General features: G+C 74.1%; 21 protein-coding genes. 5 read left to right on the forward strand and 16 right to left on the reverse strand.

What is annotated here, in order from left to right:
* Positions 1 to 166 precede the first annotated feature (166 nt).
* The 12 genes from C8054_RS07910 to ftsY all read right to left on the reverse strand — a co-directional run bounded on the left by C8054_RS07910 (position 167) and on the right by ftsY (position 13,510).
* Positions 167 to 1,246: an amidohydrolase family protein gene (locus C8054_RS07910; protein ID WP_107156092.1), complete on the reverse strand. Its 1,080-nt coding sequence runs from the start codon at positions 1,244 to 1,246 to the stop codon at positions 167 to 169.
* A 20-nt stretch (positions 1,247 to 1,266) separates the two neighbouring features.
* On the reverse strand, positions 1,267 to 1,848 hold the full coding sequence (locus C8054_RS07915) for a Uma2 family endonuclease (protein ID WP_107156093.1): 582 nt from the start codon (positions 1,846 to 1,848) through the stop codon (positions 1,267 to 1,269).
* Positions 1,849 to 1,915: 67 nt separating this feature from the next.
* On the reverse strand, positions 1,916 to 3,472 hold the full coding sequence (gene ffh / locus C8054_RS07920; RefSeq protein ID WP_107156094.1) for a signal recognition particle protein: 1,557 nt from the start codon (positions 3,470 to 3,472) through the stop codon (positions 1,916 to 1,918).
* Positions 3,473 to 3,590: 118 nt separating this feature from the next.
* Positions 3,591 to 4,247 (reverse strand): response regulator transcription factor, encoded by a 657-nt coding sequence (locus tag C8054_RS07925; RefSeq protein WP_107156095.1) that lies wholly within the window; start codon positions 4,245 to 4,247, stop codon positions 3,591 to 3,593.
* Positions 4,244 to 5,371, reverse strand: coding sequence for a sensor histidine kinase (locus C8054_RS07930; RefSeq protein WP_107156096.1), 1,128 nt, complete (start codon positions 5,369 to 5,371; stop codon positions 4,244 to 4,246). Before C8054_RS07930 ends, C8054_RS07925 begins: the two co-directional genes overlap by 4 nt.
* A gap of 17 nt (positions 5,372 to 5,388) precedes the next feature.
* Complete coding sequence (locus C8054_RS07935; RefSeq protein ID WP_107156097.1) at positions 5,389 to 6,210, reverse strand: ABC transporter permease; 822 nt, start codon at positions 6,208 to 6,210, stop codon at positions 5,389 to 5,391.
* The gene (locus C8054_RS07940; protein ID WP_107156098.1) at positions 6,200 to 7,102 is read right to left on the reverse strand and encodes an ABC transporter ATP-binding protein; all 903 of its coding nucleotides are present in this window, start codon (positions 7,100 to 7,102) and stop codon (positions 6,200 to 6,202) included. The genes C8054_RS07935 and C8054_RS07940 overlap by 11 nt, the downstream gene beginning before the upstream one ends.
* Positions 7,103 to 7,236: 134 nt before the next feature.
* Positions 7,237 to 9,501, reverse strand: coding sequence for a [protein-PII] uridylyltransferase (locus tag C8054_RS07945; protein WP_107156099.1), 2,265 nt, complete (start codon positions 9,499 to 9,501; stop codon positions 7,237 to 7,239).
* 17 nt (positions 9,502 to 9,518) lie between these two features.
* Positions 9,519 to 9,857 (reverse strand): P-II family nitrogen regulator, encoded by a 339-nt coding sequence (locus C8054_RS07950; protein ID WP_013284578.1) that lies wholly within the window; start codon positions 9,855 to 9,857, stop codon positions 9,519 to 9,521.
* 25 nt (positions 9,858 to 9,882) lie between these two features.
* Positions 9,883 to 11,292, reverse strand: coding sequence for an ammonium transporter (locus C8054_RS07955; RefSeq protein WP_107156100.1), 1,410 nt, complete (start codon positions 11,290 to 11,292; stop codon positions 9,883 to 9,885).
* A 164-nt stretch (positions 11,293 to 11,456) separates the two neighbouring features.
* Positions 11,457 to 12,320 (reverse strand): aminoglycoside phosphotransferase family protein, encoded by an 864-nt coding sequence (locus C8054_RS07960; RefSeq protein WP_199199603.1) that lies wholly within the window; start codon positions 12,318 to 12,320, stop codon positions 11,457 to 11,459.
* A gap of 8 nt (positions 12,321 to 12,328) precedes the next feature.
* On the reverse strand, positions 12,329 to 13,510 hold the full coding sequence (ftsY, locus tag C8054_RS07965; protein WP_107156102.1) for a signal recognition particle-docking protein FtsY: 1,182 nt from the start codon (positions 13,508 to 13,510) through the stop codon (positions 12,329 to 12,331).
* A 146-nt stretch (positions 13,511 to 13,656) separates the two neighbouring features.
* Here ftsY and C8054_RS07970 point away from each other — a divergent pair, with 146 nt between their 5' ends.
* The 3 genes from C8054_RS07970 to C8054_RS07980 all read left to right on the forward strand — a co-directional run bounded on the left by C8054_RS07970 (position 13,657) and on the right by C8054_RS07980 (position 16,410).
* Positions 13,657 to 15,369: an alkaline phosphatase D family protein gene (locus tag C8054_RS07970; protein ID WP_107156103.1), complete on the forward strand. Its 1,713-nt coding sequence runs from the start codon at positions 13,657 to 13,659 to the stop codon at positions 15,367 to 15,369.
* Between the two features lie 13 nt (positions 15,370 to 15,382).
* Positions 15,383 to 15,808, forward strand: a complete 426-nt coding sequence (locus tag C8054_RS07975; protein WP_107156104.1) for a MarR family winged helix-turn-helix transcriptional regulator — start codon at positions 15,383 to 15,385, stop codon at positions 15,806 to 15,808.
* A gap of 68 nt (positions 15,809 to 15,876) precedes the next feature.
* Complete coding sequence (locus C8054_RS07980) at positions 15,877 to 16,410, forward strand: DinB family protein (protein ID WP_107156105.1); 534 nt, start codon at positions 15,877 to 15,879, stop codon at positions 16,408 to 16,410.
* Here the strand turns inward: C8054_RS07980 and C8054_RS07985 are convergent.
* Positions 16,397 to 17,386, reverse strand: coding sequence for a winged helix-turn-helix domain-containing protein (locus tag C8054_RS07985; protein ID WP_107156106.1), 990 nt, complete (start codon positions 17,384 to 17,386; stop codon positions 16,397 to 16,399). The genes C8054_RS07980 and C8054_RS07985 overlap by 14 nt on opposite strands.
* 77 nt (positions 17,387 to 17,463) lie before the next feature.
* Between C8054_RS07985 and C8054_RS07990 the strand changes: the two genes are divergently transcribed.
* Positions 17,464 to 18,399: an SMP-30/gluconolactonase/LRE family protein gene (locus tag C8054_RS07990; RefSeq protein ID WP_107156107.1), complete on the forward strand. Its 936-nt coding sequence runs from the start codon at positions 17,464 to 17,466 to the stop codon at positions 18,397 to 18,399.
* A gap of 39 nt (positions 18,400 to 18,438) precedes the next feature.
* Here the strand turns inward: C8054_RS07990 and C8054_RS07995 are convergent, their stop codons facing one another.
* The 3 genes from C8054_RS07995 to C8054_RS08005 form a co-directional block, all read right to left on the reverse strand.
* Positions 18,439 to 19,059, reverse strand: a complete 621-nt coding sequence (locus C8054_RS07995; protein WP_107156108.1) for an HAD family hydrolase — start codon at positions 19,057 to 19,059, stop codon at positions 18,439 to 18,441.
* Positions 19,056 to 22,655, reverse strand: a complete 3,600-nt coding sequence (smc, locus tag C8054_RS08000; RefSeq protein ID WP_107156109.1) for a chromosome segregation protein SMC — start codon at positions 22,653 to 22,655, stop codon at positions 19,056 to 19,058. The genes C8054_RS07995 and smc overlap by 4 nt, the downstream gene beginning before the upstream one ends.
* Before the next feature lie 243 nt (positions 22,656 to 22,898).
* A complete protein-coding gene (locus C8054_RS08005) occupies positions 22,899 to 23,093 on the reverse strand; it encodes a hypothetical protein (protein ID WP_107156252.1) in 195 nt (64 codons plus the stop codon).
* Between the two features lie 377 nt (positions 23,094 to 23,470).
* Here C8054_RS08005 and C8054_RS08010 point away from each other — a divergent pair, with 377 nt between their 5' ends.
* The gene (locus C8054_RS08010; RefSeq protein WP_107156110.1) at positions 23,471 to 24,847 is read left to right on the forward strand and encodes a CAP domain-containing protein; all 1,377 of its coding nucleotides are present in this window, start codon (positions 23,471 to 23,473) and stop codon (positions 24,845 to 24,847) included.
* The last annotated feature ends 2 nt before the right edge of the window (positions 24,848 to 24,849 follow it).

A 24,849-nucleotide genomic window follows, 5' to 3' on the forward strand; every position in this document is an offset into this window, starting at 1 on the left:
CACCACCCACCCCCACGCCACCCACCCCCACGCCGGGCCCTAATTCACGGAAAGCGTGGCCATTCGACGCGGAATAAGCACTCTTTCCGTGAAACAGCAGCCACACGGACGGGGCACGCGGGCGGACGGGGGCGCGCGGACGGGGGCCGCGCCGGCGGATGCGGCGTCAGCGGATCACGCGGCCGCGCAGCACGATCCGGCTGGGCGTCCGGACGACCCGCAGGTCGCGGCGCGGGTCCGCGGCGTAGACCACCAGGTCGGCGAGGCCGCCCTCGACCAGGCCGGGGAAGCCGAGCCACTCCCGGGCCCGCCAGGAGGCGGCGGCCAGCACGTCCTCGGCGGACATGCCGGCCTGCTCGTGCAGCAGCAGCATCTCCTCGGCCGCGAGCCCGTGGTCGATGCCGCCGCCGGCGTCGGTGCCCACGTAGATCGGCACGCCGGCCTCGTGCGCGGCGCGGACCACCTCGGGGAAGCGGTCGCGCAGGGCGAGCATGTGGTCGGCGTACCCGGGGAACTTGGTCCGGGCCTGCTCCGCGATGTGGCCGAACGTCCGAATGTTGATCATCGTGGGCACCAGCGCGGTGCCCTGCCGGGCCATCAGGTCGATCAGGTCGAGGCTCAGCCCGGTGCCGTGCTCCACCGAGTCCACCCCGGCCCGCACCATGATCTCCACGGCCGACTCGGAGAACGTGTGCACCGCGGCGCGTACCCCGGCGGCGTGCGCGGCGGCGACCGCCGCGGTCATCGTGTCGGCGTCCCAGGCCGGCGCCAGGTCGCCCACGCCCCGGTCGATCCAGTCACCGACCAGCTTGACCCAGCCGTTGCCGGCGGCGGCCTGCGCGGTCACGGTCGTGGCCACCTCGGCGGCGTCGACCTCCACGCCGATGTCGCGTAGGTACCGCTTCGGCGGCGCGACGTGCCGGCCGGCGCGGGCCAGGCGCGGCAGCTCCGGCTCGTCCTCCAACTCGGGGTACGGGTACGGCGAGCCGGCGTCGCGGATCGCCAGCACGCCCGCGTCCCGGTCGATCCGGGCCAGTTCGCGGGCCTGGTCGAGCGAGGTGATCGGCGCGCCGCCGCGGGCGATGCCGAGGTGGCAGTGCGCGTCGGTCAGGCCGGGCAGCACGAAGCCGCCGTCGGCCACCGTCTCGGCGCCGGGCACCGGTTCGAAGGTGACCCGGTCGCCGACCAGCCAGACGTCCCGGACCTCGTCGTCGGGGAGGAACACACCGCGCACATGCAGAGCCATGCGCACAGTCCTACCCGATCTCAGTCGTCCGCGCCGGCCAGCAGGTCGTTGCGTCGTGCGGTCAACGCCGGCAGGTCGACCGAAACCTTCCAGGGGCGCTCGGTGACGAACAGGTCCTCGGTGTGGATCAGTTGCTCGTACTCGCGGGCAGCGCCGCCGAGCGTGTACTCGGTGAGCGCGATCCGCTCGTGCTGCGGGTCCACCACCCAGTAGGAGCCGACTCCGGCGCGGGCGTAGACCTTGGCCTTGTCGGAGAGGTCGCGGAAGTGCGACGTCGGCGGGACCACCTCCACCGCGAGCAACGCGTCCTCGACCGGCACCGGTGACCGGCCGGCGTGCTTGCGCCGGATGACCACCACGTCGGGTCGCGGCTCGTTGCGCCGGTCGACCTGCATCGAGAGGTCGATGGTGACGAGGAACTCGGGCGGGCAGTTGACGCGGAGCGCGAGCAGCAGTCGGACACACAGCTCCTGGTGTACGGCAGTGGGGGACGGCACGATCAACCTTCCGTTGATCAGTTCGTACGGAAGGTCCTTGGGCAGGTCGCCCAGGTCGTCGACCGTCCACTCGTGCCGCTCCGGCAGGATCGGGGCCGCGGTCATTGACATCTCCTTCAGGGGGACGACATCACCCTAGGAGATGATGATGTCGCCCACCGTCACCGACACGCTAGCGGGGACCCTTGTCCCCGCCCTTGCCCAGCTTGTTGAAGTCGATCTTCGGCAGCTTGAAGCCCGGAGGCAGGCCCTGCCCACCGGCCAGGTCGCCCGGGTCCAGGCCCGGCGGGAGCTGCGGCATGCCGCCAGGGAAGCCGCCCGGCATCCCGGCGCCGGTACGCGGCCGACCGCCGCCGCCCTTGGTGCCCTTGCGCTTGTTCTTCGGCGACTTGGTCGCCTTGCGCCGGCCGCCGCCGGGCAGCCCCATCATGCCGCCCATCTGCTTCATCATCTTCTGCGCGTCGGCGAAGCGGTTGAGCAGTTGATTGACGTCCATCACGGTGACGCCGGAGCCGGCCGCGATGCGGGCCCGCCGGGACCCGTTGATGATCTTCGGGGTGGTGCGCTCGGCCGGCGTCATCGACCGGATGATCGCGGTGACCCGGTCGAAGTGCTTGTCGTCCAGCTCGGCGATCTGGTCTTTCATCTGGCCCATGCCGGGCATCATGGCCAGCACGTTGGCGATCGGACCCATCCGCCGGACCGCGATGAGCTGATCGAGGAAGTCCTCCAGCGTGAAGGTCTCCCCGCCCATCAGCTTGGCGGTCATCTTCTCCTTCTGATCGGAGTCGAAGGCCGCCTCGGCCTGCTCGATCAGCGTGAGGACGTCGCCCATGCCGAGGATCCGGCTGGCCATCCGGTCGGGGTGGAAGACGTCGAAGTCCTCCAGCTTCTCGCCGGTGGAGGCGAACAGGATCGGCTGGCCGGTGACCTCCCGGACGGAGAGCGCGGCACCACCGCGGGCGTCACCGTCGAGCTTGGAGAGGACCACGCCGGTGATGCCGACGCCGTCGCGGAACGCCTCGGCGGTACGGACCGCGTCCTGGCCGACCATGGCGTCGATGACGAAGATGACCTCGTCCGGCTGGACCGCGTCGCGGATGTCCGCCGCCTGCCGCATCATCTCGGCGTCGATGCCGAGCCGGCCGGCGGTGTCCACGATGACGATGTCGCGGGCGGCGCGGCGGGCGTGCTCGATCGAGTCGCGGGCCACCTGCACCGGGTCACCGACGCCGTTGCCGGGCGCCGGGGCGTACACCTCGACGCCGGCCCGGCCGCCGAGCACCTGGAGCTGCCCGACGGCGTTCGGGCGCTGGAGGTCGGCGGCGACCAGCAGCGGCTGGTGGCCCTGGCCCTTGAGCCAGCGGGCCAGCTTGCCGGCGAGCGTGGTCTTGCCGGAGCCCTGGAGGCCGGCGAGCATGATCACGGTCGGCGGGTTCTTGGCGAACTGGAGCCGCCGCCCCTCGCCGCCGAGGACGGTGATCAGCTCCTCGTTGACGATCTTGACGATCTGCTGGGCCGGGTTGAGCGCCTGGGAGACCTCGGACCCGCGGGCCCGCTCCTTGACGTTCGCGATGAAGCCCTTGACCACCGGCAGGGCGACGTCGGCCTCCAGCAGCGCCATCCGGATCTCGCGTGCGGTGGCGTCGATGTCGGCGTCGGTGAGCCGTCCCTTGCCGCGGAGCTTGGTGAAGATCCCGGACAGGCGGTCACTCAAGGTGTCAAACACGCGAACATCCCGTTTGTCGTCATCGGCGGGCACAGTGCGGCCGGGCCGGCTGTCCAGCCCACCGTTAGGGTAGCCCGCCGCCCGCACCCCCGCTCCGACCCGGCCGCCCCCGAGCGGGTCAGGAGACGACCAGGCCCGACTGGTACGCGAACACCACCAGTTGCGCCCGGTCCCGGGCGCCGAGCTTCACCATCGCCCGGCTGACGTGGGTACGCGCCGTCGCCGGGCTGACCACCAGCCGGTCCGCGATCTCGGCGTTGCTCAGCCCCTCCCCGACCAGCCCCACCACCTCGCGTTCCCGGTCGGTGAGCGACCCGAGCCGGGGATGCGGACGCGGCACCCGGGCCGGCCGGGTGGCGAACTCCCGGACCACCCGTCGGGTCACCGACGGGGACAGCAGCGCCTCCCCGTCGGCGACCAGGCGGATCGCCCGCAACAGGTCGACCGGGCGGGTGTCCTTGGTGAGAAAGCCGCTGGCCCCGTGCCGGAGCGCGTCGAAGACGTACTCGTCCAGCTCGAACGTGGTGAGCACCACCACCCGGGTGCCGGCCAGCGTCGGGTCGCCGACGATACGCCGGGTGGCCTCGATGCCGTCGACGCCGGGCATCCGCACGTCCATCAGCACCACGTCGGGGCGTTCCCGGCGGGCCACCGTCACGGCGGCGAGCCCGTCGGCGGCCTCCCCCACGACCGTCAGGTCGTCCTCGCTCTCCACCAGGGCCCGCAGTCCGATCCGGACCAGGTCCTGGTCGTCGGCGAGCAGCACCCGGATCATGTGACCTCCCGCGTGGGCAGCGTGGCGTGCACCCGGAACCCGCCGGCCGGGGCCGCCCCGGCGCTGAACGTACCGCCGAGCGCGATGACCCGTTCGCGCATGCCGGCCAGACCCGAGCCGGTGGGCCGGGCGGGCCGGGCGGAAGGGCCCCGGCCGGTGTCGGTGACCTCCACGGTGACCTGGCCCGGCGCGTACCCGACGTGGACCGCGGCGGTGGCCGGCCCGGCGTGCCGCAACACGTTGGTCAGCGCCTCCTGCACCACCCGGTACGCGGCCAGGTCCACCGCCGCCGGCAGCGCGCGCGTCATGCCGGCCACCTCGACGGTGAGCGGCACGCCGGCGCCGGCCAGCCGTTCCCGCAACTGCGGGAGCTGGCCCAGCCCGGGCGCCGGCGCGCGCTCGTCGACTGACTCCTCGCGACGGACCACGGTGAGCGTGACCCGCAGCTCGTCAAGCGCCTCCTGGCTGGTCCGGCTGATCGCGGTGAGCGCCGCCTCGGCCTGCTCGGGCCTACGGGCCAGCAGATGCAACGCGATCTCGGCCTGGAGGTGGATCGCGGCGAGCCCGTGGCCCACCACGTCGTGCACCTCCCGGGCCACCCGCAGCCGCTCCGCGTCGGCCAACCGGCGGGCCTCGTCCGCCCGGCTCCGCGCGGTGGCCTCCCGGCCCATCCGCACGGTGACCCCGATCGCGACCGGCACCACCACCCACGCGGCGACCGGCATCAGACCGACCGGCCCCGGTGGCCGGACCCCGACGAACACGTAGACCAGCAGCGCGACCAACGCGACCGCGCCGGCCCCCGCCGCGTCGCGGAACGGCCGGTGCACGGCCACCGCGTAGACCGCGGCGAAGAACGACAGCAGGATCGGGCCGTACGGGTAGCCCAGCATCAGGTACGCCGTGGTCGCGGCGGTGACCACGGCCAGGGTCGGCACCGGCCACCGCCGGCGTCCCGCCACCGCGAGCGCGGCGACCGCTACCAGCGGATAGGCGCCCAGGTCGGCCCGGACATCCTGGTTCAGGCCGGCCGGCCCGGTGCCGGCCAGGCCGATCGCCAGCAGGGCCAGGGCGAGCAGGCCGTCGAGGGACCACCGACCTCGACGCCGACGCTCGCGGTCCATCTCGCCCCCGTCCCGGCTCAGCCGATGTCCCGCCGGCGCAGCAGCGCCGCGCCGACCGCCGCGAAACCCACCAGGTACGCGGCCACCACCACCGCCGCCAGTCCACCGCCGACGGTGGTGGCGACACCCGGGGTGTCCTCGGGCGCGCCCAGCGCGGCGGCCAACGCCCCGGCGTTCGGGCCCGGCAGCCCCTGCTGGGCGGTCGCCACCCAGTCGACGAGCGGGGCGGCGATGGCGGCGAGCAGGTTCTGCACGGCGAGCATCCACACCAGTCCCAAGCCGACCGGAAGCGCCACCGCACGCAACGCGACCGCGAGCACCGCACCGAGCATGGCCCACATCGTGGCGACGAGCCACCCCGCGCCGACGCCGACCACCAGATCACCGGCCGACGGCCAGCGCACCGGCTGCGCCTCGGCGGACGCGATCAGCGTGGCGGCCACCGCGCCGACCGCGAACACGGCCAGCACCACGCCCAGCGCCGCGACCGCGAGCGCGAGCAGCTTGCCCACGTACACCTGAAGCCGGGTCGGGCCCTGGGTGAGCACGGTCTTCCAGGTGCCCCAGCCGTACTCGCCGCCGACCGTGAGCACGCCGAGGATCAGCAGGATCGCGCCGAGGAAGATCGGCAGGCCGCCGAGCGAGTTGCCGACCAGGTGGTCGGGGAGCAGGGCGGGCAGCGCCCGGTCCGTGTTCGGGCCGTCGGCGCCGCCGGCCACCCCGGCGTACGGGAAGAGGTAGGTGAAGATCAGCGACAGCGCCAGCGTGATCGCCAGCAGCAGCCAGACGGCCGGTCGCCGGACCAGCTTGACCAGCTCGGCACGGAAACTACGCGACATCGGCGGTACCCCTTTCCACCAGGTCGAAGAAGATCTGCTCCAGGTCCCGCTCCCGGGGCCGCAGCTCGCGTACGGCGAGTCCGGCACCGACAAGCGCGGTGTTCAGCCAGGCGGCCCGCGCCGGCTCGACCGCGAGTTCCAACCCGCCGTCGACGACGCGGACCCGGTCCGCGCCGACGAGTTCCCGGGCCCGCTCCGCCGCCGCGTCCAGCGGGTCGGCGAGCACCCGCAGCCCGGCCGCGCCGCGTAGTTCGTCGATGCTGCCCTCGGCGACCAGCGCGCCCCGGGCGACCACGCCCACCCGGTCGCAGATCTGCTCGACCTCGCCGAGCAGGTGACTGGAGACCAGCACGGTGTGCCCGGCCGCGCCGAGCCGCCGGATCAGCGTCCGCATGTCCGCCATGCCGGCCGGGTCGAGGCCGTTCGTCGGCTCGTCCAGGATCAGCAGGCGCGGGTCCTTCAGCAGCGCGGCGGCCACCCCGAGGCGCTGCTTCATGCCCAGCGAGTAGCCGGTGTACCGGTCGCCGGCCCGGTCGGCGAGGTCGACCTGGTCGAGCACGGCCGCGACCCGGTCCGCGCCGACACCGGCGTAGCGGGCCAGCACGCGCAGGTTGTCCCGGCCGGACAGGTACGGGTAGAACGCCGGCCCCTCGATCAGCGCGCCGACGCCGCTGAGCCGACCGGCGCCGGGGGTACGGCCGAACAGCCGTACCGTGCCGGCGCTGGGACGGACCAGGCCGAGCAGCATGCGCAGCGTGGTGGTCTTGCCGGCGCCGTTCGGGCCGAGGAATCCGTACACCTCACCGGGTCGGACGGTCAGGTCGAGCTGCCGCACGGCGGTCAGGCCGCCGTACCGTTTGGTGAGCGCTTCGGTCTGCACGGGCGGGTTCATGCCGTTGAGCGTCCCGTCGGCGGCCCTGCGTCGCGTCGGCCCGGCGGCGGCTCCCGGCGTACGTCAGCGGACGTAGCGCGAGGTGTTAAGCAGGGGCCCCGCCTCTACCGAAAACGTTAACAGGGGGCCCCTCCTTACACGGCGGCGAGGACGGCGGCCTCGACGACGGCCCGACGCTCGTCCGGTAGGTCGGTGCCGACCAGGTAGAACGTGTCCACCACGTCGCCGCCGAGGGTGGCGATCCGGGCGGCGCGCACCTGGGCGCCGGCCTCGTCGAGCGCGCAGGTGACCCGGTAGAGCAGGCCGGCCGCGTCCGCCGCGCGCAACTCCAGCAGCACCGCGTCGGTGGCCGCCTCCCGGTGCCAGACCACGCGGGGCGCGGCACCCCGGCTGCGGGCCGCGAGCGCCCGGCCGCGCAGCCGCTGGGTGACCGAGACGTCGCCGGCCACCGCCCGGCGCAGGTCGGCGCTGAGCGCGATCGGGTCGGGGGCGAGCCCGTAGCGCGGCTGCACCCGGCACTCGACCAGGGCGCGACCGTCGACCGTGGCGGCGTCCGCGGAGATCACTTCCAGTCGGTGCAGGGCCAGGCACCCGGCCACGGTGGCGAGCAGTCCACGCCGGTCGGCCGCGGCCACCGACACCCGGTCCTCGCCCAGGTGTACGACCGGCAGCGGGCCGGCGACCAGCGCCGGGTCGGGGGCCGGCGGGGCGGGCACCTCGCCGGTGTCCAGCGTGGTGCGTACCCGGGCGACCAGGTCGGCGATCAGCCGGCCCTTCCAGCCCGACCAGGCGGCCGGGCCGGTGGCGGCGGCGTCCGCCCGGACCAGCGCGTGCAGCAGTTCCAGCGTGCCGGCGTCGCCGACCAGCCCGGCGACCCCGGCGATGGTCTTCGGGTCGGACAGGTCCCGCCGGGTGGCCACCTCGGGCAGCAGCAGGTGCAGCCGGACCAGCGTGCCGATCAGCGCCGCCTCGGCCGGGGGCAGCCCGATCCGGGTGGCCACCGCCTCGGCCAGCGGCGCCCCGACCGTCGAATGATCTCCAGGCAGTCCCTTGCCGATGTCGTGCAGGAACGCGCCGAGCAGCAGCAGGTCGGGGCGCTCCACGTCGCGGGTGTGCCGGCTGGCCTCGTACGCGGTCTGCACCAGGTGCCGGTCGAGCGTGAACCGGTGCACCGGGTTGTGCTGGGGCAGACTGCGCATCCGGGTCCACTCGGGCAGCCAGCCGTCGATCAGCCCGTACCTGTCGCAGGTCTCCCAGGCGGGCACCAGGCCGGGGCCGGCGCCGAGCAGGGTGATCAACGCGGCGCGGGCGGCCGGCGGCCAGGGCGCGGGCAGCGGCGGGCAGTACGCGGCCAGCCACTCGCAGGTGGCGCGCGCGATGGGCAGCCGGGTGCTGGCCGCCGCGGCGGCCACCCGCAGCGACAGGCAGGGGTCGGGGCGGGCCCCGATCGCGGTCCGGGCGAGCACCAGTTCGCCGTCCTGCTCGACGACGTCCCGGGCGACCGGGCGTCGCACCGGCCGGCCCGAGGCGGCACGCTGCCGGCCGGAACGGAGTCGGTCGGCGGCCCGCCAGGCGTCGTCGAGGGCGTGGCGGACGGTCCGCGCGTCGCCGGCGGTCAGGCGCAGCAGCGCGTCGCCCCCGTCGACGCCGAGGAGCTTCGCGACGCCGTCGCGTTCCTGCGCGACCAGGCGGTCGACCCGGCGGCCGACCTGCTGGTGCAGGGCGTCGCGGGTGTCCAGCAGACGCCGGTGCGCGGCGTGCACGGCGGGACGGAGCGCGTCGGTGACGCCGGCGGTGGCGATGGCCCGCAGGATGCCGACGTCGCGCAGCCCACCGGCGGCCTCCTTGAGGTCGCCTTCGAGCAGGAAGGCCAGCTCGCCGTGGGCCTCCCAGCGGGCGGCGGTGATCTCGCGCAGCCCGGGGAGCTGCCGGATGGCGGTGCGCCGCCAGTGGTCGGTGGCGGTGCGGGCGAGCTGCTCGGTCAGGGCCGGGTCGCCGGCCACGTGGCGCGCGTCGAGCAGGCCGAGAGCGACCTTGACGTCGTCCTGGGCCACCGAGAGCGCCTCGGCGACGGTGCGGACCGAGTGGTCGAGCCGCAGGCCGGCGTCCCAGATCGGGTACCAGAGCGCGGCGGCCAGCTCGTCGACGCCGGGCACCCCGGCGTGCAGCAGCACCAGGTCGAGGTCGCCGTAGGGGGCGCACTGGCGGCGGCCGAGCCCGCCCACGGCGACCAGCGCGACGCCGGGCCGGGCCGGGAAGATCCGGTGCAGCCAGGCGTCGAGCGCGTCGGCGCGGGCGGCGCGGGCCGCCGCGCCGACGCCCCCGGGCAGGCCGGTGACCTCGTTGACCACGGGTACGCCGTCCCCGCCCGGGGCGGTGGCCGTGGTCAACGAGGTCACGTCGGCGGATTCCGTGGTCAGAGCGCGTCGAGCCCGCGCTCGCCGGTACGCACCCGGACGACCTCCTCGACACCGGTCACCCAGACCTTGCCGTCGCCGATCTTGCCGGTCCGGGCGGCGCCGACGATGGCGTCCACGATCTTGTCGACGTCCATCTCGTCGGTGAGCACCTCGACCCGGATCTTGGGCAGGAACTCGACCGTGTACTCCGCACCCCGGTAGACCTCGGTGTGCCCCTTCTGCCGGCCGTAGCCCTGGACCTCGCTGACGGTCAGCCCGGCCACGCCGAGGGCGTGCAGGGCCTCCTTCACCGCGTCCAGCTGGTACGGCTTGATGACCGCGGTCACCAGCTTCATGTCCAATCCCTCCATCCCAGGAACGTTAACCGGCGACCTTCTCGCCGACCGGCGCGGCGGACGGGTCCGCCTCGTCGGTGGGCTCCGGGCTCGGCTTGCCGCCGCCGATCCCGGCCAGGGCGAACGCGCTGGTGCTGCTGCCCGTGGTGGGCGACAGGTCGTACGCGCTCTCCGCGTGCTCGGCGACGTCGATGCCGTCGACCTCGGCCTCGGCCGACACCCGGAAGCCGATCGTCTTCTGGATGGCGAAGGCGAGCAGCCAGGCCACCCCGCCCGACCAGACGGTGACGATCAGGCCGGCCAGCGCCTGCCGACCGAGCTGGGTGATGCCGCCGCCGTAGAACAGGCCGTCGGAGGCGCCGATCACGTCGCCGATCGCGCTGTTGACGGAGTTGGTGGCGAAGAACCCGAGCCAGAGCGAGCCGATCCAGCCGCCGACGAAGTGCACGCCGACCACGTCGAGCGAGTCGTCGTAGCCGAGCTTGTACTTCAGGCTGATGGCGAGCGCGCAGACCGCACCGGCGACGAGCCCGAGCAGGACCGCCGCCCAGGGGGCGATGAAACCGCAGGCCGGGGTGATCGCGACCAGGCCGGCGACCGCGCCGGAGGACGCACCGACCATGGTCGGACGGCCGTCCTTGATCCGCTCGACCAGCAACCAGCCGAGCACCGCCGCGGCGGTGGCGAGCTGGGTGTTGAGGAACGCCAGGCCGGCCACCGAGTCGACGGTCAGCTCGGAGCCGGCGTTGAAGCCGAACCAGCCGAACCAGAGCAGACCGGCGCCGAGCGCGACGAGCGGGATGTTGTGCGGCTTCATGCCCTCGCGGGGCCAGCCGACCCGCTTGCCGAGCACCAGCGCCACGCCGAGCGCCGCCGCACCGGCGTTGATGTGCACCGCGGTGCCGCCGGCGAAGTCCAGCGCGTGCAGCTTGGCGCCGATGATGCCGCCGCCCCACACCCAGTGCGCGACCGGGAAGTAGACCAGGGTGGCCCAGCCGAACGCGAAGAGCAGCCAGCCGGAGAACTTGGCCCGGTCGGAGATGGCGCCGCTGATCAGCGCGACGGTGATCACCGCGAAGACCATCTGGAACGCCATGAACACGTAGAGCGGGATGCCGATGCCGCTGGGGTTCTCCGCCGTGGCGCCCCAGAGGTCGGTCTCGGCGAGGAACGTCTTGGTGCCGAGGTAGGCGCCCGGGTCACCCCAGAGCCCGTTGACGTCGCTGCCGAACGCGACGCTGAAACCGTAGAACCACCACAGAACAGAGATGAGCCCGATGGCCGAGAAGCTCATCATCATCATGTTGAGCACGCCCTTGGACCTGTTGAGGCCGCCGTAGAACAGCGCCAGGCCGGGGGTCATGAGCAGCACGAGAGCGGTCGAAACCAGCAGCCAAACGGTGTTGCCGCCGTCGATCGTCGGTGCTTCAGGCACGCTGGCCTCCTAAAGGTGAACTTCCTCCTTCGCGGCTTCCGGGGCAGCGTCGCCCGTACGCCGGTTGCGCGGAAGCTTGGTCGGCCGCTGTTTCCTGCACCGACACCGCTCGATTTCCGACGCGTCACGGGTTGTTTCCGGCGTGTGAAGAACGCCGATCTTGCTCAGCGCAGCGCGTACTCCAGGTGGTGCCGCTCGTAGTCGAGCAGGCGCAGGTCCCGCATCGGGCGGCGGAGGTGGCCCTTGTGCACGATCCGGACGAACGCCGGCTCACCGGCGGCGGCCATCCGCCGGATGCCCTCGACGTGGTCGACGATGCGCTTGCGGATGGTGCGGATGAGCCGGTGCCGGTCACGCGGGATCAGCCCGTACGCGTCGGCGAAGAGGCGCAGCCGGCGTGGCCGGTCCGGGCGCTTCCAGCCGAGCGTGATGGAGTCCCGGTCGGCGAAGATCGGCACCCAGGTCCAGGCCGCGTACGCCACGTCGTAGATGCGGGCGCCGGGCGAGGCGAGGTCGAAGTCGATCAGCCCGAGCGTGCCGTCGGGACGCCAGATCACGTTGTGCGGCGCGGCGTCGTGGTGGCAGATCACCTCGGTGTCCGGCGGGGGCGGGCCGAACGAGCGCCAGACCGCGCCGGGCGGCGGGGTGAAACCGTACTGGGCGTCGTGGAACATCCGCAGCATGGTGGCCACCGTGACCAGCGCCTCGTCGGTCACCCAGTGCGGGGCCAGCGGGTACTCCCCGCACTCCCCCTCCAGGTACGACAGCACCTCCCGGTTGCGCTCGTCCATGCCGAGCGCGCGCGGCGCGCCGGTGAAGCCGACGTATTCCAGGTGGCGCAGCAGCGCGTGCACCGAGGGGGTCCAGGGGCCGGCGTTGCGCCGGACCGTGTCGCCCACGCGGACCACGGTGCTCACGTTCCCGCCGTGCAGCGGGATCTCCTGCGAAGTCACGTACGGTCTCCCGAGGCGCGGCGCGGGGTGGTGGGGGTCGCGCCACCCGGGGTAGGCGCGATCATCGGTGCTCACGGCAGGGGTTACGCGTCCCGGCCGAGCGGCTCGGTGCCGAGCAGCGCGTCGACGAACTGCGCCGGGTCGAACGGGGCCAGGTCGTCCTTGCCCTCGCCGAGCCCGACCAGCTTGACCGGGATGCCGAGCTTGCGTTGCACGGCGATCACGATGCCGCCCTTGGCCGTCCCGTCGAGCTTGGTCAGCACCACGCCGGTGACGTTGACCGCCTCGGTGAAGACCCGGGCCTGCTCCAGGCCGTTCTGGCCGGTGGTGGCGTCCAGGATCAGCAGCGTCTCGTCGATCGGGCCGTGCTTCTCCACCACCCGCTTGACCTTGCCCAGCTCGTCCATCAGGCCGATCTTGTTCTGGAGCCGGCCGGCGGTGTCGATGAGCACGGTGTCGACGCCCACCTCGATGCCGCGCCGGACCGCGTCGAACGCGACGCTGGCCGGGTCGGCGGCCTCCGGGCCGCGGACCGTCTCCGCGCCCACCCGGCCGCCCCAGGTCTCCAACTGGTCGGCGGCGGCGGCCCGGAACGTGTCGGCCGCGCCGAGCAGCACGGTACGGCCGTCCGCGACCAGCACCCGGGCGATCTTGCCGCAGGTGGTGGTCTTGCCGGCGCCGTTGACGCCGACCACCAGCACCACCGCCGGCACGCCGTCGGTCGGCGTGGTCCGCAGCGACCGGTCCAGGCCGGGGTCGAGCGCGTTGACCAGCTCGGTGGCGAGCAGCGTGCGCAGCTCGTCGCCGGTGCGGGTGCCGAGCACCCGGGTGCGCTCCCGCAGCCGGTCGACGATCTCCCGGGTGGAGTCCACGCCGACGTCGGCGGTGATCAGGCTGTCCTCGATCTCCTCCCAGGTGTCCTCGTCGAGCCGGTCGCGGCTGAGCAGGCCGAGCAGTCCCTTGCCGAACGCGTTCTGCGAGCGGGACAGCCGGGAGCGCAGCCGGACCAGCCGGCCGGCGGTGGGCTCGGGGACCTCGATCGGGGGCGCCTCGACCGGCGGCGCCTCGACCACCACGCCGGTGGTCAGCTCCGACTCGGGCGCCTCCACCGGCGGGCCGGCCAGGTCCTCCTCGGTGCGGGTGTCGACCTCCGTGCGCGGCAGCGGCGGCTCCGGGCGCCGGCGCAGCCGGGGCACCACGAGGCTCAGGCCGCCGATGATGAGCACGCCGAGCAGGGCGAGAGCGACGAGGAGGTATTCCTTCATGCCGAAATCCTGTCAGATGCCGGCGACGGCGTCCCACTCACCGCCTCGGCACGCGAACAACCTGCGGGTACGCTCGCGTTCGGAAGGCGTACCGCAACCGCCGGCCGGGTAGGAACGCCCATACGATCTTGTCGGAGGTAGACGCCGTGCCCGGTTCCCGCCTGCTCATCGGCCCACTGCTGCGCCGGGTCGTCGACACGCGGGCGACGGTCTGGGTGGAGACCAGCGCGCCCGCCGTGGTCACCGTCCGCACGGCCGACGGCGCCACCGGCAGCGCGCCCACCTTCTCCGCGTACGACCACCACTACGCGATCGTGGTGGTGACCGGGCTCACCCCGGACAGCACCACCGAATACCAGGTGCTGATCGACGACGAGGCGGCCTGGCCGCTGCCGGACAGCACGTTCCCGCCCAGCGTGATCCGCACCCGCGCGGCCGACGACGCCGACCAGCCGGTGCGTCTGGTGTTCGGCTCCTGCCGGGAGACCACCCAGCACTCCACCGCGCGCAAGCTGCCGCCGGACGCGCTCGACGCGTACGCCCGGCGGGTGATGGCCGCGCCCGAGGAGAACACGCTGCCCGACCTGCTGGTGCTGCTCGGTGACCAGGTCTACGCGGACGAGACCTCACCTACCGTGCGCAAGCTGCTCAAGCGGCGCCGGCGGCGGCCGAAGGACGCCCCGGCCACGCAGGTGGTCAGCTTCGACGAGTACACGAAGCTGTATCTGGAGTCCTGGCGGGATCCGGAGATCCGCTGGCTGCTCTCCACCGTGCCGAGCGTGATGATCTTCGACGACCACGAGGTCATCGACGACTGGAACACCTCGCGGTCCTGGCGGGCGGACATGCGGGAGCAGCCGTGGTGGGCCGAGCGGATCCGCAGCGGCCTCGCCTCCTACTGGGTCTACCAGCACCTGGGCAACCTGAGCCCGGACGAGATCGCCGCCGACCCGGTGTACGCCAAGGTGGTGGCCGCCGAGGACGCCACGAGCGTGCTGCACGAGTTCGGCGCGCGGGTCGACACCGAGGCCGACCTGGCGCACGACACCGAGCGCTGGCGGGCCGTGCAGTACCAGTGGAGTTACGCGCTGGACCTGGGGCGCACCCGCCTGGTGATGCTGGACAACCGCTCCAGCCGGGTGCTGCTGCCGGGCAGCCGGGCGATGCTGCCGCCGGGCGAGTGGTCGTGGTTCCTGGACCAGGCGCACGGCGCCTACGACCACCTGGTGGTGGGCACCTCGCTGCCGTGGCTGCTGCCGCCGGGCATCCACCACGTGGAGGCGTGGAACGAGCGCCTGGCCGACTCCGACCGGCAGTGGGTGGCGCGGCTGGCCGAGCAGATGCGCCGGGCCTGGGACCTGGAGCACTGGGCGGCGTTCCGGCGTTCGTTCGAGGCGCTCGGCGAGCTGTTCGCCCGGCTGGGCAGCGGCGCCGCGGCACGCACCGGCGCCCGGGTGGGCGCCGGTCCGGCGTACCCGCGGCCGGCGTCGATCAGCGTGCTCTCCGGCGACGTGCACCACTCGTACGTGGCCCGGGCCCGGTTCGCCGACCGCGGCGTGCGGACGCCGGTGCACCAGCTCACCTGCTCGCCGATCCACAACCAGGTGCCGGCCGCGATGCGCCCGCTGATGACGCTGGGCTGGAACCCGGGTCCGGCCGGGGCGACCCGGGCGCTGGCCCGGTCGGCCGGGGTGCGCCGGCCGCCGGTGCGGTGGCGCAAGCTCGCCGGGCCGTACTTCGGCAACGCGGTGGCCACGCTCACCCATCGGGGGCGGTCGGCCGCCGTGGTGATCGAGGGCACCACCAGTCAGGGCGAGTTGCGGCCGGTGGCACGCCAGCAGCTCAGCGACGAGGACTGACTATCCTCTGATCATGGACGAGACGCTGCGGGCCGTGGAACACGAGTTGACCGCGCTGCTGCGCCGCGGCCGGGCGCTGTCCTGGGAGATCGCCCGCGAGGTCCACCCGAACCTGGAGCCGAACGCCTACGGGCTGTTGCTCTGGCTGCGCCGCTCCGGTCAGATCCGGCTCACCGACCTGGCCGTGAAGCTGGGCATCGGCAAGGGCACGCTGAGCCGGCAGATCGGCGGCCTGGAGACGCTGGGCCTGGTGCGTCGCGACCCGGACCCGACCGACCGGCGGGCCGCCCAGCTCAGCCTCACCGAGGAGGGCACCCGGCGGTTCGACGCGGCGCGGGCGGCCCGGCTCGGGCAGATCCGGCGGTCGCTGGAGAGCTGGCCGGCCGAGGACGTGGCGGCGTTCGCCCGGCTGATGCACCGCTTCAACGAGACGTTCTGAGGTGTGTAAGGCGGGGCCCCCTTTTAACGCCTCGCGTGGTACCCGGGCCCTCTCCTAACATCGCCGGGATGACAACCTGGACCGCACCCGAGATCGACCGCCGCCACGAGCCCTTCGTCGCCGACGAACGCGCCATGCTCCAGGGCTGGCTGGACAACCACCGCGACACCCTGCGCCTCAAGTGCGCCGGGCTGACCGCCGAGCAACTACGCACCCGCAGCGTCGAGCCGTCCGGGCTGACCCTGCTCGGCCTGGTCCGGCACATGGCCGACGTGGAGCGCTGGTGGTTCCGCGTCCACGCCGCCGGCCTGGAACTGCCCGACATGTACGACTACGACAAGGACCCGGACGCCGACCTCAACGACATCGCCGACGCCGACCCGGCCGAGGCGTTCGCCACGCTGGCCGCCGAGGTCGAGGCGGCCGACCGGGCGGTGGCCGACCTGCCGCTGGAGCACACCTTTCCGCATCGCCGCCGCGACGGCAGCACCAAGGAGATCAGCCTCCGCTGGGTCTACGTCCACATGATCGAGGAGTACGCCCGGCACAACGGCCACGCCGACCTGATCCGCGAGCGCATCGACGGCGTCACCGGCTCCTGACCTCCGCCGGTGCGCCCGCCCGCAGCAACTGCTCGCCCAGCGGGGTCAGGCAGTGCCGTACCGCCGCTCCGGTCCGCCGGGTGGTGATGAGGCCGGCGGCCCGGAGGGTCGCCGCGTGCTCGCTGGCCGTGGCGGCGGAGACACCGACCCGGCGGGCGAGCTCGGAGGTGCCGGGGGCATCGACGGTCGCCGCCAGCACGGCCGCCCGGGTACGCCCGAGCAGGCCGGCCAGCGGCGCCCCGGCCCCCAGCTCACGCCGCCCCGGCCGGATCGGGTAGACCAGCACCAGCGGGCCGTGCGGGTCCGCCAGCAGGTAGGGCTGCGGGGCCAGGTGACAGGGCAGCAGGGTCAGGCCCCGGCCGCCCGCGGCCACCTCGACGTCGTCGGCGACCGCACACCGGTAGGACAGCGCGTAGCGCTCCCCCGTCTCGGCCCAGGCCAGGTAAGGGCTGAGGTCGCGCAACACCCGGTCGAGGCCACCGGCCGCCAGCGTGTGGCCACGTACCGACCGGTCGACGCGTACCGCCGTCTCGATCTCCGCCCAGTAGGGCGCGAGCGCCACCCGATGGAAGGCGTCCATCGCGGCGCGCAGCCGGGCCCGGGCGGCGGGCTCGCCGGCGGCCAACGACGCCACCCGGGCGGGCAGGGTGCCCGCGGCCACCAGCGGCCCGAGCTCGGCGGCGAGCACCTCGTCCGGCGTGCCGGCCACCTGCTCCAGCAGGCCGGCGACGTCGCCGTCGAACCGGGGCGGGGTGAGGAAGTCCGGAACCAGATACGGGGTCCGGCACAGGTCGAGGTAGGGCCGCATGTCCGGCCGCAGCGACGCCCGGGTGCGGGCCCGCCACCGGGTGAGATGTGCGGGCACGTCGGCCAGGAACAGCCGTTGGGCGGCCATCGCCAGCTCGATCAGCACCGCCGGGTCGGATCGCAGGACGGTGCGGCTCAGGTCGGTCGCGTTGAGCCGCAGCGTGGTCACCGGCGAACGGTAGCGACCTTTCGGCCCGTACCGAAAGGGGCTTCCGGACCGGCCGGCGCCGCCGGACGCTGCGTCGGGTGAAGACACTTCTCGCGGCGGCGACCGCGGTCCTGACGGCACTGGCCGTCGGTGCGCCCCGGCCCGCCCCCGCCAGCCTCCGTCCCGACACCTACCTGGTCTCCGCCGAGCCGGGCGTGATGCCCGAAGGGCTCACCGTCACCCCGGCGGGCACGATGTACGTCACCAGCTCGGCCACCGGCGCGGTCTACCGGGGCGACATCCGCCGGGACCGGCTGCGCCCGTTCCTCCCCGCCGGCTCCGACGGCCGGACCAGCGCAGCCGGGATCCGGGTGGACCATCGCGGCCGGATCTTCGTCGCCGGCTGGGCCACCGGCGCCCTGTTCGTGTACGCCCCGGACGGCGCCCTGCTCGCCCGCCGCGACGCCGCTCCCGGTGCCGCCCTCAACGATCTGGCGGTCACCGCCGACGCGGTCTACGTCACCGACTCGGCCACCGGCACGGTGTGGCGGGCCGCACTCGACGGCGGGCGGGTCGGCGCGCTGGACCCGTGGGTGCGTCCCGGCGACTTCCCCGCCGCTCCGGTCTTCCTCAACGGCATCGTGGCCGACCCCCCGGGCCGGCTCGCCCTCGTCGCGGAGCAGGGCGGCGAGCGCCTGTACCGGGTCGACCTGACGACCCGGTCGGTGACCGAGGTCGAGGTGACCGGCGGCCGGATGGGCGCAGACGGCCTGCTGCTGGAGGGAAACCGGCTCTACGGGGTGGTCAACGAACCGGACGGCGTCGGCGGGACGCAGTTCGTGGTGAACCTGGCCCGGCTCGACGACGGACTGCGGACCGCCCGGGTGCTCGACCGGTCCCGTCCGGTCGGCACGGACCGGTCACCGACCTCGGTGGCGCGCGACGCCGGCCGGCTGCTGTGGGTGGACAGCCAACTCTTCGCCGCCACCCCCAGCCCGCCGTTCACGGTCACCGAGGTGCCCGACCTGCGGTGAACGGCGCACGAGCCGGGCGGGACACGGGGCCCGTCCGGCTCAGTACGCCAGCGCGGCGCGCAGGTAGCGCAGGTCGGCCGGCCCGCTCCACCGGTGCGCGGAGAGGCCGGCGACCCGGGCGCCGGCCACCGCGCGGTCCTGGTCGTCGACGAAGAGCACCCGGCCCGGCGGCGTGTCCAGCGCCGCGCAGGCGGCCTGGAAGTACTCCTTCGCCGGCTTGTGCACGCCCACCACCGAGGAGTTGACCACCACGTCCAGCTCGTCGGTCAGCTCCAGCGCGGCCAGGTCGGCGTCGAGCAGGTCGGTGGCGTTGGTGCCCAACCCGACCCGGATGCCGGCCGCCCGCACCTCGCGGACGAACGCGAGCACGTCGGGATCCACCTCCCCGCGGTAGCGCTGCCACGCCTCGACCGCCGCGCGGGCCCGGGCCGGGTCGCCGACCGACGGGGTCAGCGCGTCCGCCACGCTCGCCATCCATGCGGCGTGGCTCATCCGGCCGGTGAGCACCGGTTGGAGCAGCCCCCAGGACATCGCGATCTCGCCGAGGACCCCCTCGGTGAGCCCGTACTCCCGCTCGACGCCGGCGGCCACCGCCGGGTCCCAGCGGCGCAGCACGCCGTCGAAATCCACCAGGAGCGCCGTGGCGCGTTCCCGACTCACTCGTCTGTCTCCTGCCCGTCGTCCTCGGCCCGGTTGAGCCGCTGGCTGATCACCTGGGTCACGCCGCTGCGCATCGTCACGCCGTAGAGCGCGTCGGCGATCTCCATGGTCCGCTTCTGGTGGGTGATGACGATCAGCTGGCTCTTCTCCCGCAACTGTGCCATCAACGTGATCAGCCGGCCCAGGTTGACGTCGTCGAGCGCCGCCTCCACCTCGTCCATGATGTAGAACGGGCTGGGCCGGGCGCGGAAGATCGCCACCAGCATGGCCACCGCGGTCAGCGACCGTTCGCCGCCGGAGAGCAGCGAGAGCCGCTTGATCTTCTTGCCCGGCGGGCGGGCCTCGACCTCGACGCCGGTGGTGAGCAGGTCCTCCGGGTCGGTGAGCACCAGCCGGCCCTCGCCGCCGGGGAAGAGCACGGTGAAGACCTGCTCGAACTCGCGGGCGGTGTCGGCGAACGCGCTGGCGAAGACCTCCAGGATCCGGTCGTCCACGTCCTTGACCACGGTGAGCAGGTCCCGCCGGGTGGCCTTGAGGTCCTCCAGTTGCTCGGAGAGGAACTTGAAGCGCTCCTCCAGCGCGGCGAACTCCTCCAGCGCGAGCGGGTTCACCTTGCCGAGCAGGGCCAGCTCCCGTTCCGCCTTGGCGGCCCGCTTCTCCTGCGCCGGCCGCTCGTAGCGGACCGGCTCGGGCACCGGCCGGCCGTCCTTCTCGGCCTGCGCGACGTCCGCGTCGGTCGGTGGCACGAGCTGCACCGGGCCGTACTCGGCGACCAGCGTGGGCACGTCCAGACCGAAGTCCTCGGCGGCCTTCGCCTCCAACTGCTCGATGCGCATCCGCTGCTCGGCGCGGGCCACCTCGTCCCGGTGCACCTGGCTGGTGAGCCGCTCCAGCTCGGCGGCGAGGCGCTTGGCCGCGCCGCGTACCTCGGACAGCTCGGCCTCGCGGGCGGCGCGCTCGCGGGCGACGGCGTCCCGGTGCTCCTCGGCCCGGGCGAGCGAGACGGTGAGCCGGGTGAGCGCCTCGCGGGCGCCGCCGACCACCGCGCGGGCGATCTCCGCGCCGCGGGTACGGGCCGCGCGGCGGGCCGCCGCGCGCTCCCGCGCGGCGCGTTCGGCGGTCGCCTGCCGGGCCAGCGAGTCGGCCCGGCCGGCGATCGAGGAGACCCGCTCCTCGGCGGTACGCACCGCGAGCCGGACCTCCATCTCGTTCTGCCGGGCGGGCGGCACCATGGCGGCGAGCTGGTCGCGTTCCTCGGTCGACGGTTCGGCGTCGATCGGGGTGACCTCGGCCAGCCGCAGCCGCTCCGCCAGCTCGGCCAGGGCCGTCAGGTCCCGCTCCCGGGCCGCCTCGGCACGGGCCCGGGAGTCGCCGAGCCGGTCCGTCTCCGCCTTGGCCGACCGGGCGGCGGCGCCCAGCTCGGCGAGGCGGCGGGCGGCGGCGTTGCGGTGGCTCTCCGCCTCCCGCTTCGCGGCGGCGGCGTGCTGCACGGCCTCCTTCGCGGCGGTCACCTCGGCCCGCGCCTCGACCAGTTGTTCCCGCAGCTCGGCCGCGGTGTGCTCGGCGGTGGCCCGGTTGGTGCGGGCCTCCTCGACCGCGGCCTGCACCTCGATGAAGCTGGGCGCCTTGGCCGACCCGCCGGCCGCCGCGTACGCCCCGACCACGTCGCCGTCCGGGGTGACCGCGCGCAGCTCCGGGTTCGCGGCGACCAGCTCGGCGGCGGCGGCCAGGTCGTCGACGAGCGCCACGTCCCGCAGCGCCCGGTGCACGGCCGGACGGATCCCGGCCGCGCACTCCACCAGATCGGGCGCCCAGCGGGCGCCCTCGGGCAGCTTCGGGCGCAGCGCGTCCGCCGAGCCGTCCATGCCGGGCCCGGCGGGGCTGCCGACCAGCAGCCCGGCCCGGCCGGCGTCGGAGATCTTGAGCAGCCGCATCGCCTCGACGGCCTCGTCCACGCCGGTGACCGCGACCGCGTCGGCGAGCCCACCCAGCGCGGCGGCGAGCGCCGCCTCGTCGCCGGGGGCCACGGTGAGCAGCCCGGCGAGGCTGCCGAGCAGGCCGGGCACCTGGTCGGCGCGGGCCAGCAGCGCGCCGGCGCCGTCCTTGCGGCGCAGGCCGAGCGCGAGCGCCTCCTCGCGGGCCTTCCAGGTGGCGGCGTCCTTCTCGGCGGCCCGCTCGGCGTCGACGAGACCGCGCACGGTCGCCTGGGCCCGCTCGTGCGCGGCCACCGCCTCGGCGTGCCGGGCGTCCAGGTCGGCGTTGTCCCGGTCCGCCTCGGTGGACTGCTCGGCGACCGCGTCCAGGTCGGCCTGCGCCTTCTCGGCGCGGCCCAGCGCGTCGGCGTGCGCGGCGGCGAGCCGTTCGATCTCCTCACCGGCGCTCGTGGTCCGCGCCCGGGCGGAGTTCACCTGGCCGGTCAGCCGGGCCAGCCCCTCGCGCCGGTCGGCGATGGCCTTGGCGGCGGCCACCAGCTCCCGTTCGGCGGCGGCGAGCTGCCGTTCCAGCTCCTGCCGGTGCTCGACCGCCTCGGCGAGCCGGATCTGGTCGTCGGTGAGCGCGGCGCGCAGTTCCTCCTCCTGCTCGCGGACCCGCCGCGACTCCGCTTCGAGCTGCTCCGGGTCGCGGCCGGGCCGCTCGTCGTCGCCGGTGGCGCTGAGGTGCCGCAGGCGCTCCCGGGCGAGCTGTTCGATGGACCGGAACCGCTCCTGCAACGCGGAGAGCTTGTACCAGGTGTCCTGGGCCGCCGCGAGCAGCGGGGCGTCCTCGGCCAGCGCCGCCTCCAGCTCACCGAGGCGGCCCTGCACCTCGCCGTGCTCGCCCTCGATCTGCTCGCGCCGCTCGCGCAGCGCGGTCTCGTCGGCGATCTCCTTGTCCAGCGTGGTCCGCAGCGTGTGCAGGTCGTCGGCGAGCAGCCGGAGCCGGGCGTCGCGCAGGTTGGCCTGGATGGCGGCGGCCCGCCGGGCCACCTCGGCCTGCCGGCCCAGCGGCTTGAGCTGGCGGCGCAGCTCCGCGGTGAGGTCGGTGAGGCGGTTGAGGTTCACCTGCATCGCGTCGAGCTTCCGCAGCGCCTTCTCCTTGCGCTTGCGGTGCTTGAGGACGCCGGCCGCCTCCTCGATGAACGACCGCCGGTCCTCCGGCTTGGCGTGCAGCATGCCGTCGAGCCGGCCCTGGCCGACGATGATGTGCATCTCCCGGCCGATGCCCGAGTCGGAGAGCAGCTCCTGGATGTCGAGCAGGCGGCAGGAGTCGCCGTTGATCTCGTACTCGCTCTCGCCGGAGCGGAACATCCGGCGGGTGATGGAGACCTCGGTGTACTCGATCGGCAGCGCGCCGTCGGTGTTGTCGATGGTGAGGGTGACCTCGGCCCGGCCCAGCGGGGCCCGTCCGGCGGTGCCGGCGAAGATGACGTCCTCCATCTTGCCGCCGCGCAGCGCCTTGGCGCCCTGCTCGCCGAGCACCCAGGCGATGGCGTCGACGACGTTGGACTTGCCGGAGCCGTTCGGACCGACCACGCAGGTGATCCCGGGCTCCAGCTTCAACGTCGTGGCGGAGGCGAAGGACTTGAAGCCCTTCACCGTCAGGCTCTTGAGATGCACCTTCTCGATCCTCGTCCGGTGGCCGCCGTACCGTCGCCGGAGCCGCGGACCTGGTGAACCCGCAGACTAACCCGCGACCGGGACGCCGCCGGCACGCGACCCACCCGGTTTCCTCCGGCGCAATTCCGGAACGCCTCGCAAGATCGATAATTGCGGAAAGGGTACGCACATGGCTGCGCGCCGGCACTGAAGTGTCGGCGCGCTTTTCGGTGTGGTGCGATTCAGTTTTCCGACAACTGGAACTCAGGTCAGCGCGGGCTCGGCGAGACGGAGGAGGTCGTCCGCCTCCGCTGCCGCCGCCGCGAGCCGATCGTTCTCGGCGCGCAGACGCGTGATCTCGAATTCCAGTGCCTGAACCCTGGCACGCAGTCGGGTGACCTCGTCGAGCAGACGCCGGTCGGACGCTGCACCTACGTGGCCGTAGAGGGCCTTCGCCATGCTGAACTCCTCGATATGCGCTGCCGGAAAGGCCGGCCAACGCGCGCCCATGATGTTCGCGACTGCCATTCCCGCTGTGCATCGGGACATGGCTGGGCGCGACTGGCGACACCTATATATTGAGCCGAACCCCCCTCCTTCGTCAAGTTGCCGCAGGCCGTAGATCATCTCCACGTCGGCCGGGCCACTCACCGGGGGGCTGCCACAAAGGGCGCGGACACGCTCTGTCCGGACGCCTTCACTGTACGCCCGGGTACCCGGGAACACCTCCCCCTTCCCGCCCGGTTCGCCTTAACTCTTTCTTAGCCACGTTGCCGCTGCTCGGGCCGCGCCCGTAGCGTCACCCCGGCCCGCAACCGACCCGTGGAGGCACAGGCGTGTACCGCTGGACCGACCCGATCGACCCGATCGACCCGGACGACGCCTCCCGGCGCCCGGAGCCGCCGACCGACCAGGGTCCGGCGTGGCTCACCGACCGGCCCGAGCCGCGGTCGTCGTACCTCTTCGGGGACGAGTCCGGGCAGCCGCCCGCCGGCCACCTGCCGCCCACCCTCGACGCGGACCGCTACGGCGACACCGCCCGGCCCGGCCACGGCCCGGCCGACGCCACCGGGGCGCACCCGGGCTGGGGCCACCCGGCCGAGCCGGGGTACGGCCCAGCCGCCGGCTACGGCCACGGCGACCAGCCGGGGTACGGCCAGGCCGCGCACCCGGGTCACGGCCCCGCCGCCGCGCCCGGCTACCACCAGACCGCCGGCTACGACCAGACCGCCGGCTACGACCAGGCCCGCTACGGCCAGCCCGGTTACGGGGCCGCTACGGCGTCCGGCCATGCCCAGGCGCAGCCGGCGTACGACCCGCGGGCGGCGTACGCGCCGGGCGACAGCCACCCGGCGGACCGGGACCGCTGGAACGGCGAGGAGCCCGCCGGCGGGTGGGAGCAGCCCACCGCCGCCTGGCAGCCGGTGACCGACACCCCCGCCGACGACGACGGCCGGCACCGGCCGAAGCGGCGGCTGTCCCGTCCGTTCGTGATCGGTGGCGCCGCCGCCGCGGCCACGCTCGTGGTGAGCCTGGGCGTGGGCGCGGTGCTGCTGCCCGGCGACGACGGGCCGGCCGAGCGGGCCGCGGTGGACGCGCCGGTGGCCGCCGCCCCGTCGCCGACCGGGGAGTCCGACGCCACGCCCGCCCCGGACGCGTCCGCCTCCGGCTCGGCGTCCGCCAGCCCGTCCACCGCGCCGACCACCGCCAAGCCGAGCCCGACGAGGAAGGTCGCGCCGAAGCCGAGCCGGACCACCGCCCCGTCGCGCCAGCAGGAGCGCAGCAGCGCGCCGAGCGGCACCACCGCCCGGACCACCTCCTCGGGCGCGCTCAGCGCCGAGTTGCAGCAGGTCGTCGACCTGGTCAACCAGGAGCGGGCCAAGGCCGGCTGCAAGGCGCTCGGCGTCGACACGAAGCTGACGCTCGCCGCCCAGCGGCACAGCCAGGACCAGGCCGACCACAAGACCATGACGCACGACGGCAGTGACGGCAGCGACGTCGGGCAGCGGCTCGACCGGGCCGGCTACGCCTGGCGGGCGTACGGCGAGAACGTCGCCTGGAACCAGCAGAGCCCGGCCGCGGTCATGGACGCCTGGATGAACTCCCCCGGCCACCGGGCCAACATCCTCAACTGTTCGTTCACCGAGATCGGGGTGGGCGTGGCACGCAGCAACGGACCGTACTGGACGCAGGACTTCGGCACCCCGCGCTGACC

This window comes from Micromonospora sp. RP3T, from assembly GCF_003027925.1.
Taxonomy (GTDB): domain Bacteria; phylum Actinomycetota; class Actinomycetes; order Mycobacteriales; family Micromonosporaceae; genus Micromonospora.

Excerpts from the sequence above, each read along its gene's own strand:
- C8054_RS07910 (WP_107156092.1), bottom strand. The coding sequence starts at position 1,246 with ATGGCTCTGCATGTGCGCGGTGTGTTCCTCCCCGACGACGAGGTCCGG.
- C8054_RS07975 (WP_107156104.1), top strand. The coding sequence starts at position 15,383 with ATGGACGAGACGCTGCGGGCCGTGGAACACGAGTTGACCGCGCTGCTG.
- C8054_RS07925 (WP_107156095.1), bottom strand. The coding sequence starts at position 4,247 with ATGATCCGGGTGCTGCTCGCCGACGACCAGGACCTGGTCCGGATCGGA.
- C8054_RS08005 (WP_107156252.1), bottom strand. The coding sequence starts at position 23,093 with ATGGCGAAGGCCCTCTACGGCCACGTAGGTGCAGCGTCCGACCGGCGT.
- C8054_RS07940 (WP_107156098.1), bottom strand. The coding sequence starts at position 7,102 with ATGAACCCGCCCGTGCAGACCGAAGCGCTCACCAAACGGTACGGCGGC.
- C8054_RS07980 (WP_107156105.1), top strand. The coding sequence starts at position 15,877 with ATGACAACCTGGACCGCACCCGAGATCGACCGCCGCCACGAGCCCTTC.
- ftsY (WP_107156102.1), bottom strand. The coding sequence starts at position 13,510 with ATGAAGGAATACCTCCTCGTCGCTCTCGCCCTGCTCGGCGTGCTCATC.
- C8054_RS07950 (WP_013284578.1), bottom strand. The coding sequence starts at position 9,857 with ATGAAGCTGGTGACCGCGGTCATCAAGCCGTACCAGCTGGACGCGGTG.
- C8054_RS07915 (WP_107156093.1), bottom strand. The coding sequence starts at position 1,848 with ATGACCGCGGCCCCGATCCTGCCGGAGCGGCACGAGTGGACGGTCGAC.
- C8054_RS07935 (WP_107156097.1), bottom strand. The coding sequence starts at position 6,210 with ATGTCGCGTAGTTTCCGTGCCGAGCTGGTCAAGCTGGTCCGGCGACCG.
- C8054_RS07930 (WP_107156096.1), bottom strand. The coding sequence starts at position 5,371 with ATGGACCGCGAGCGTCGGCGTCGAGGTCGGTGGTCCCTCGACGGCCTG.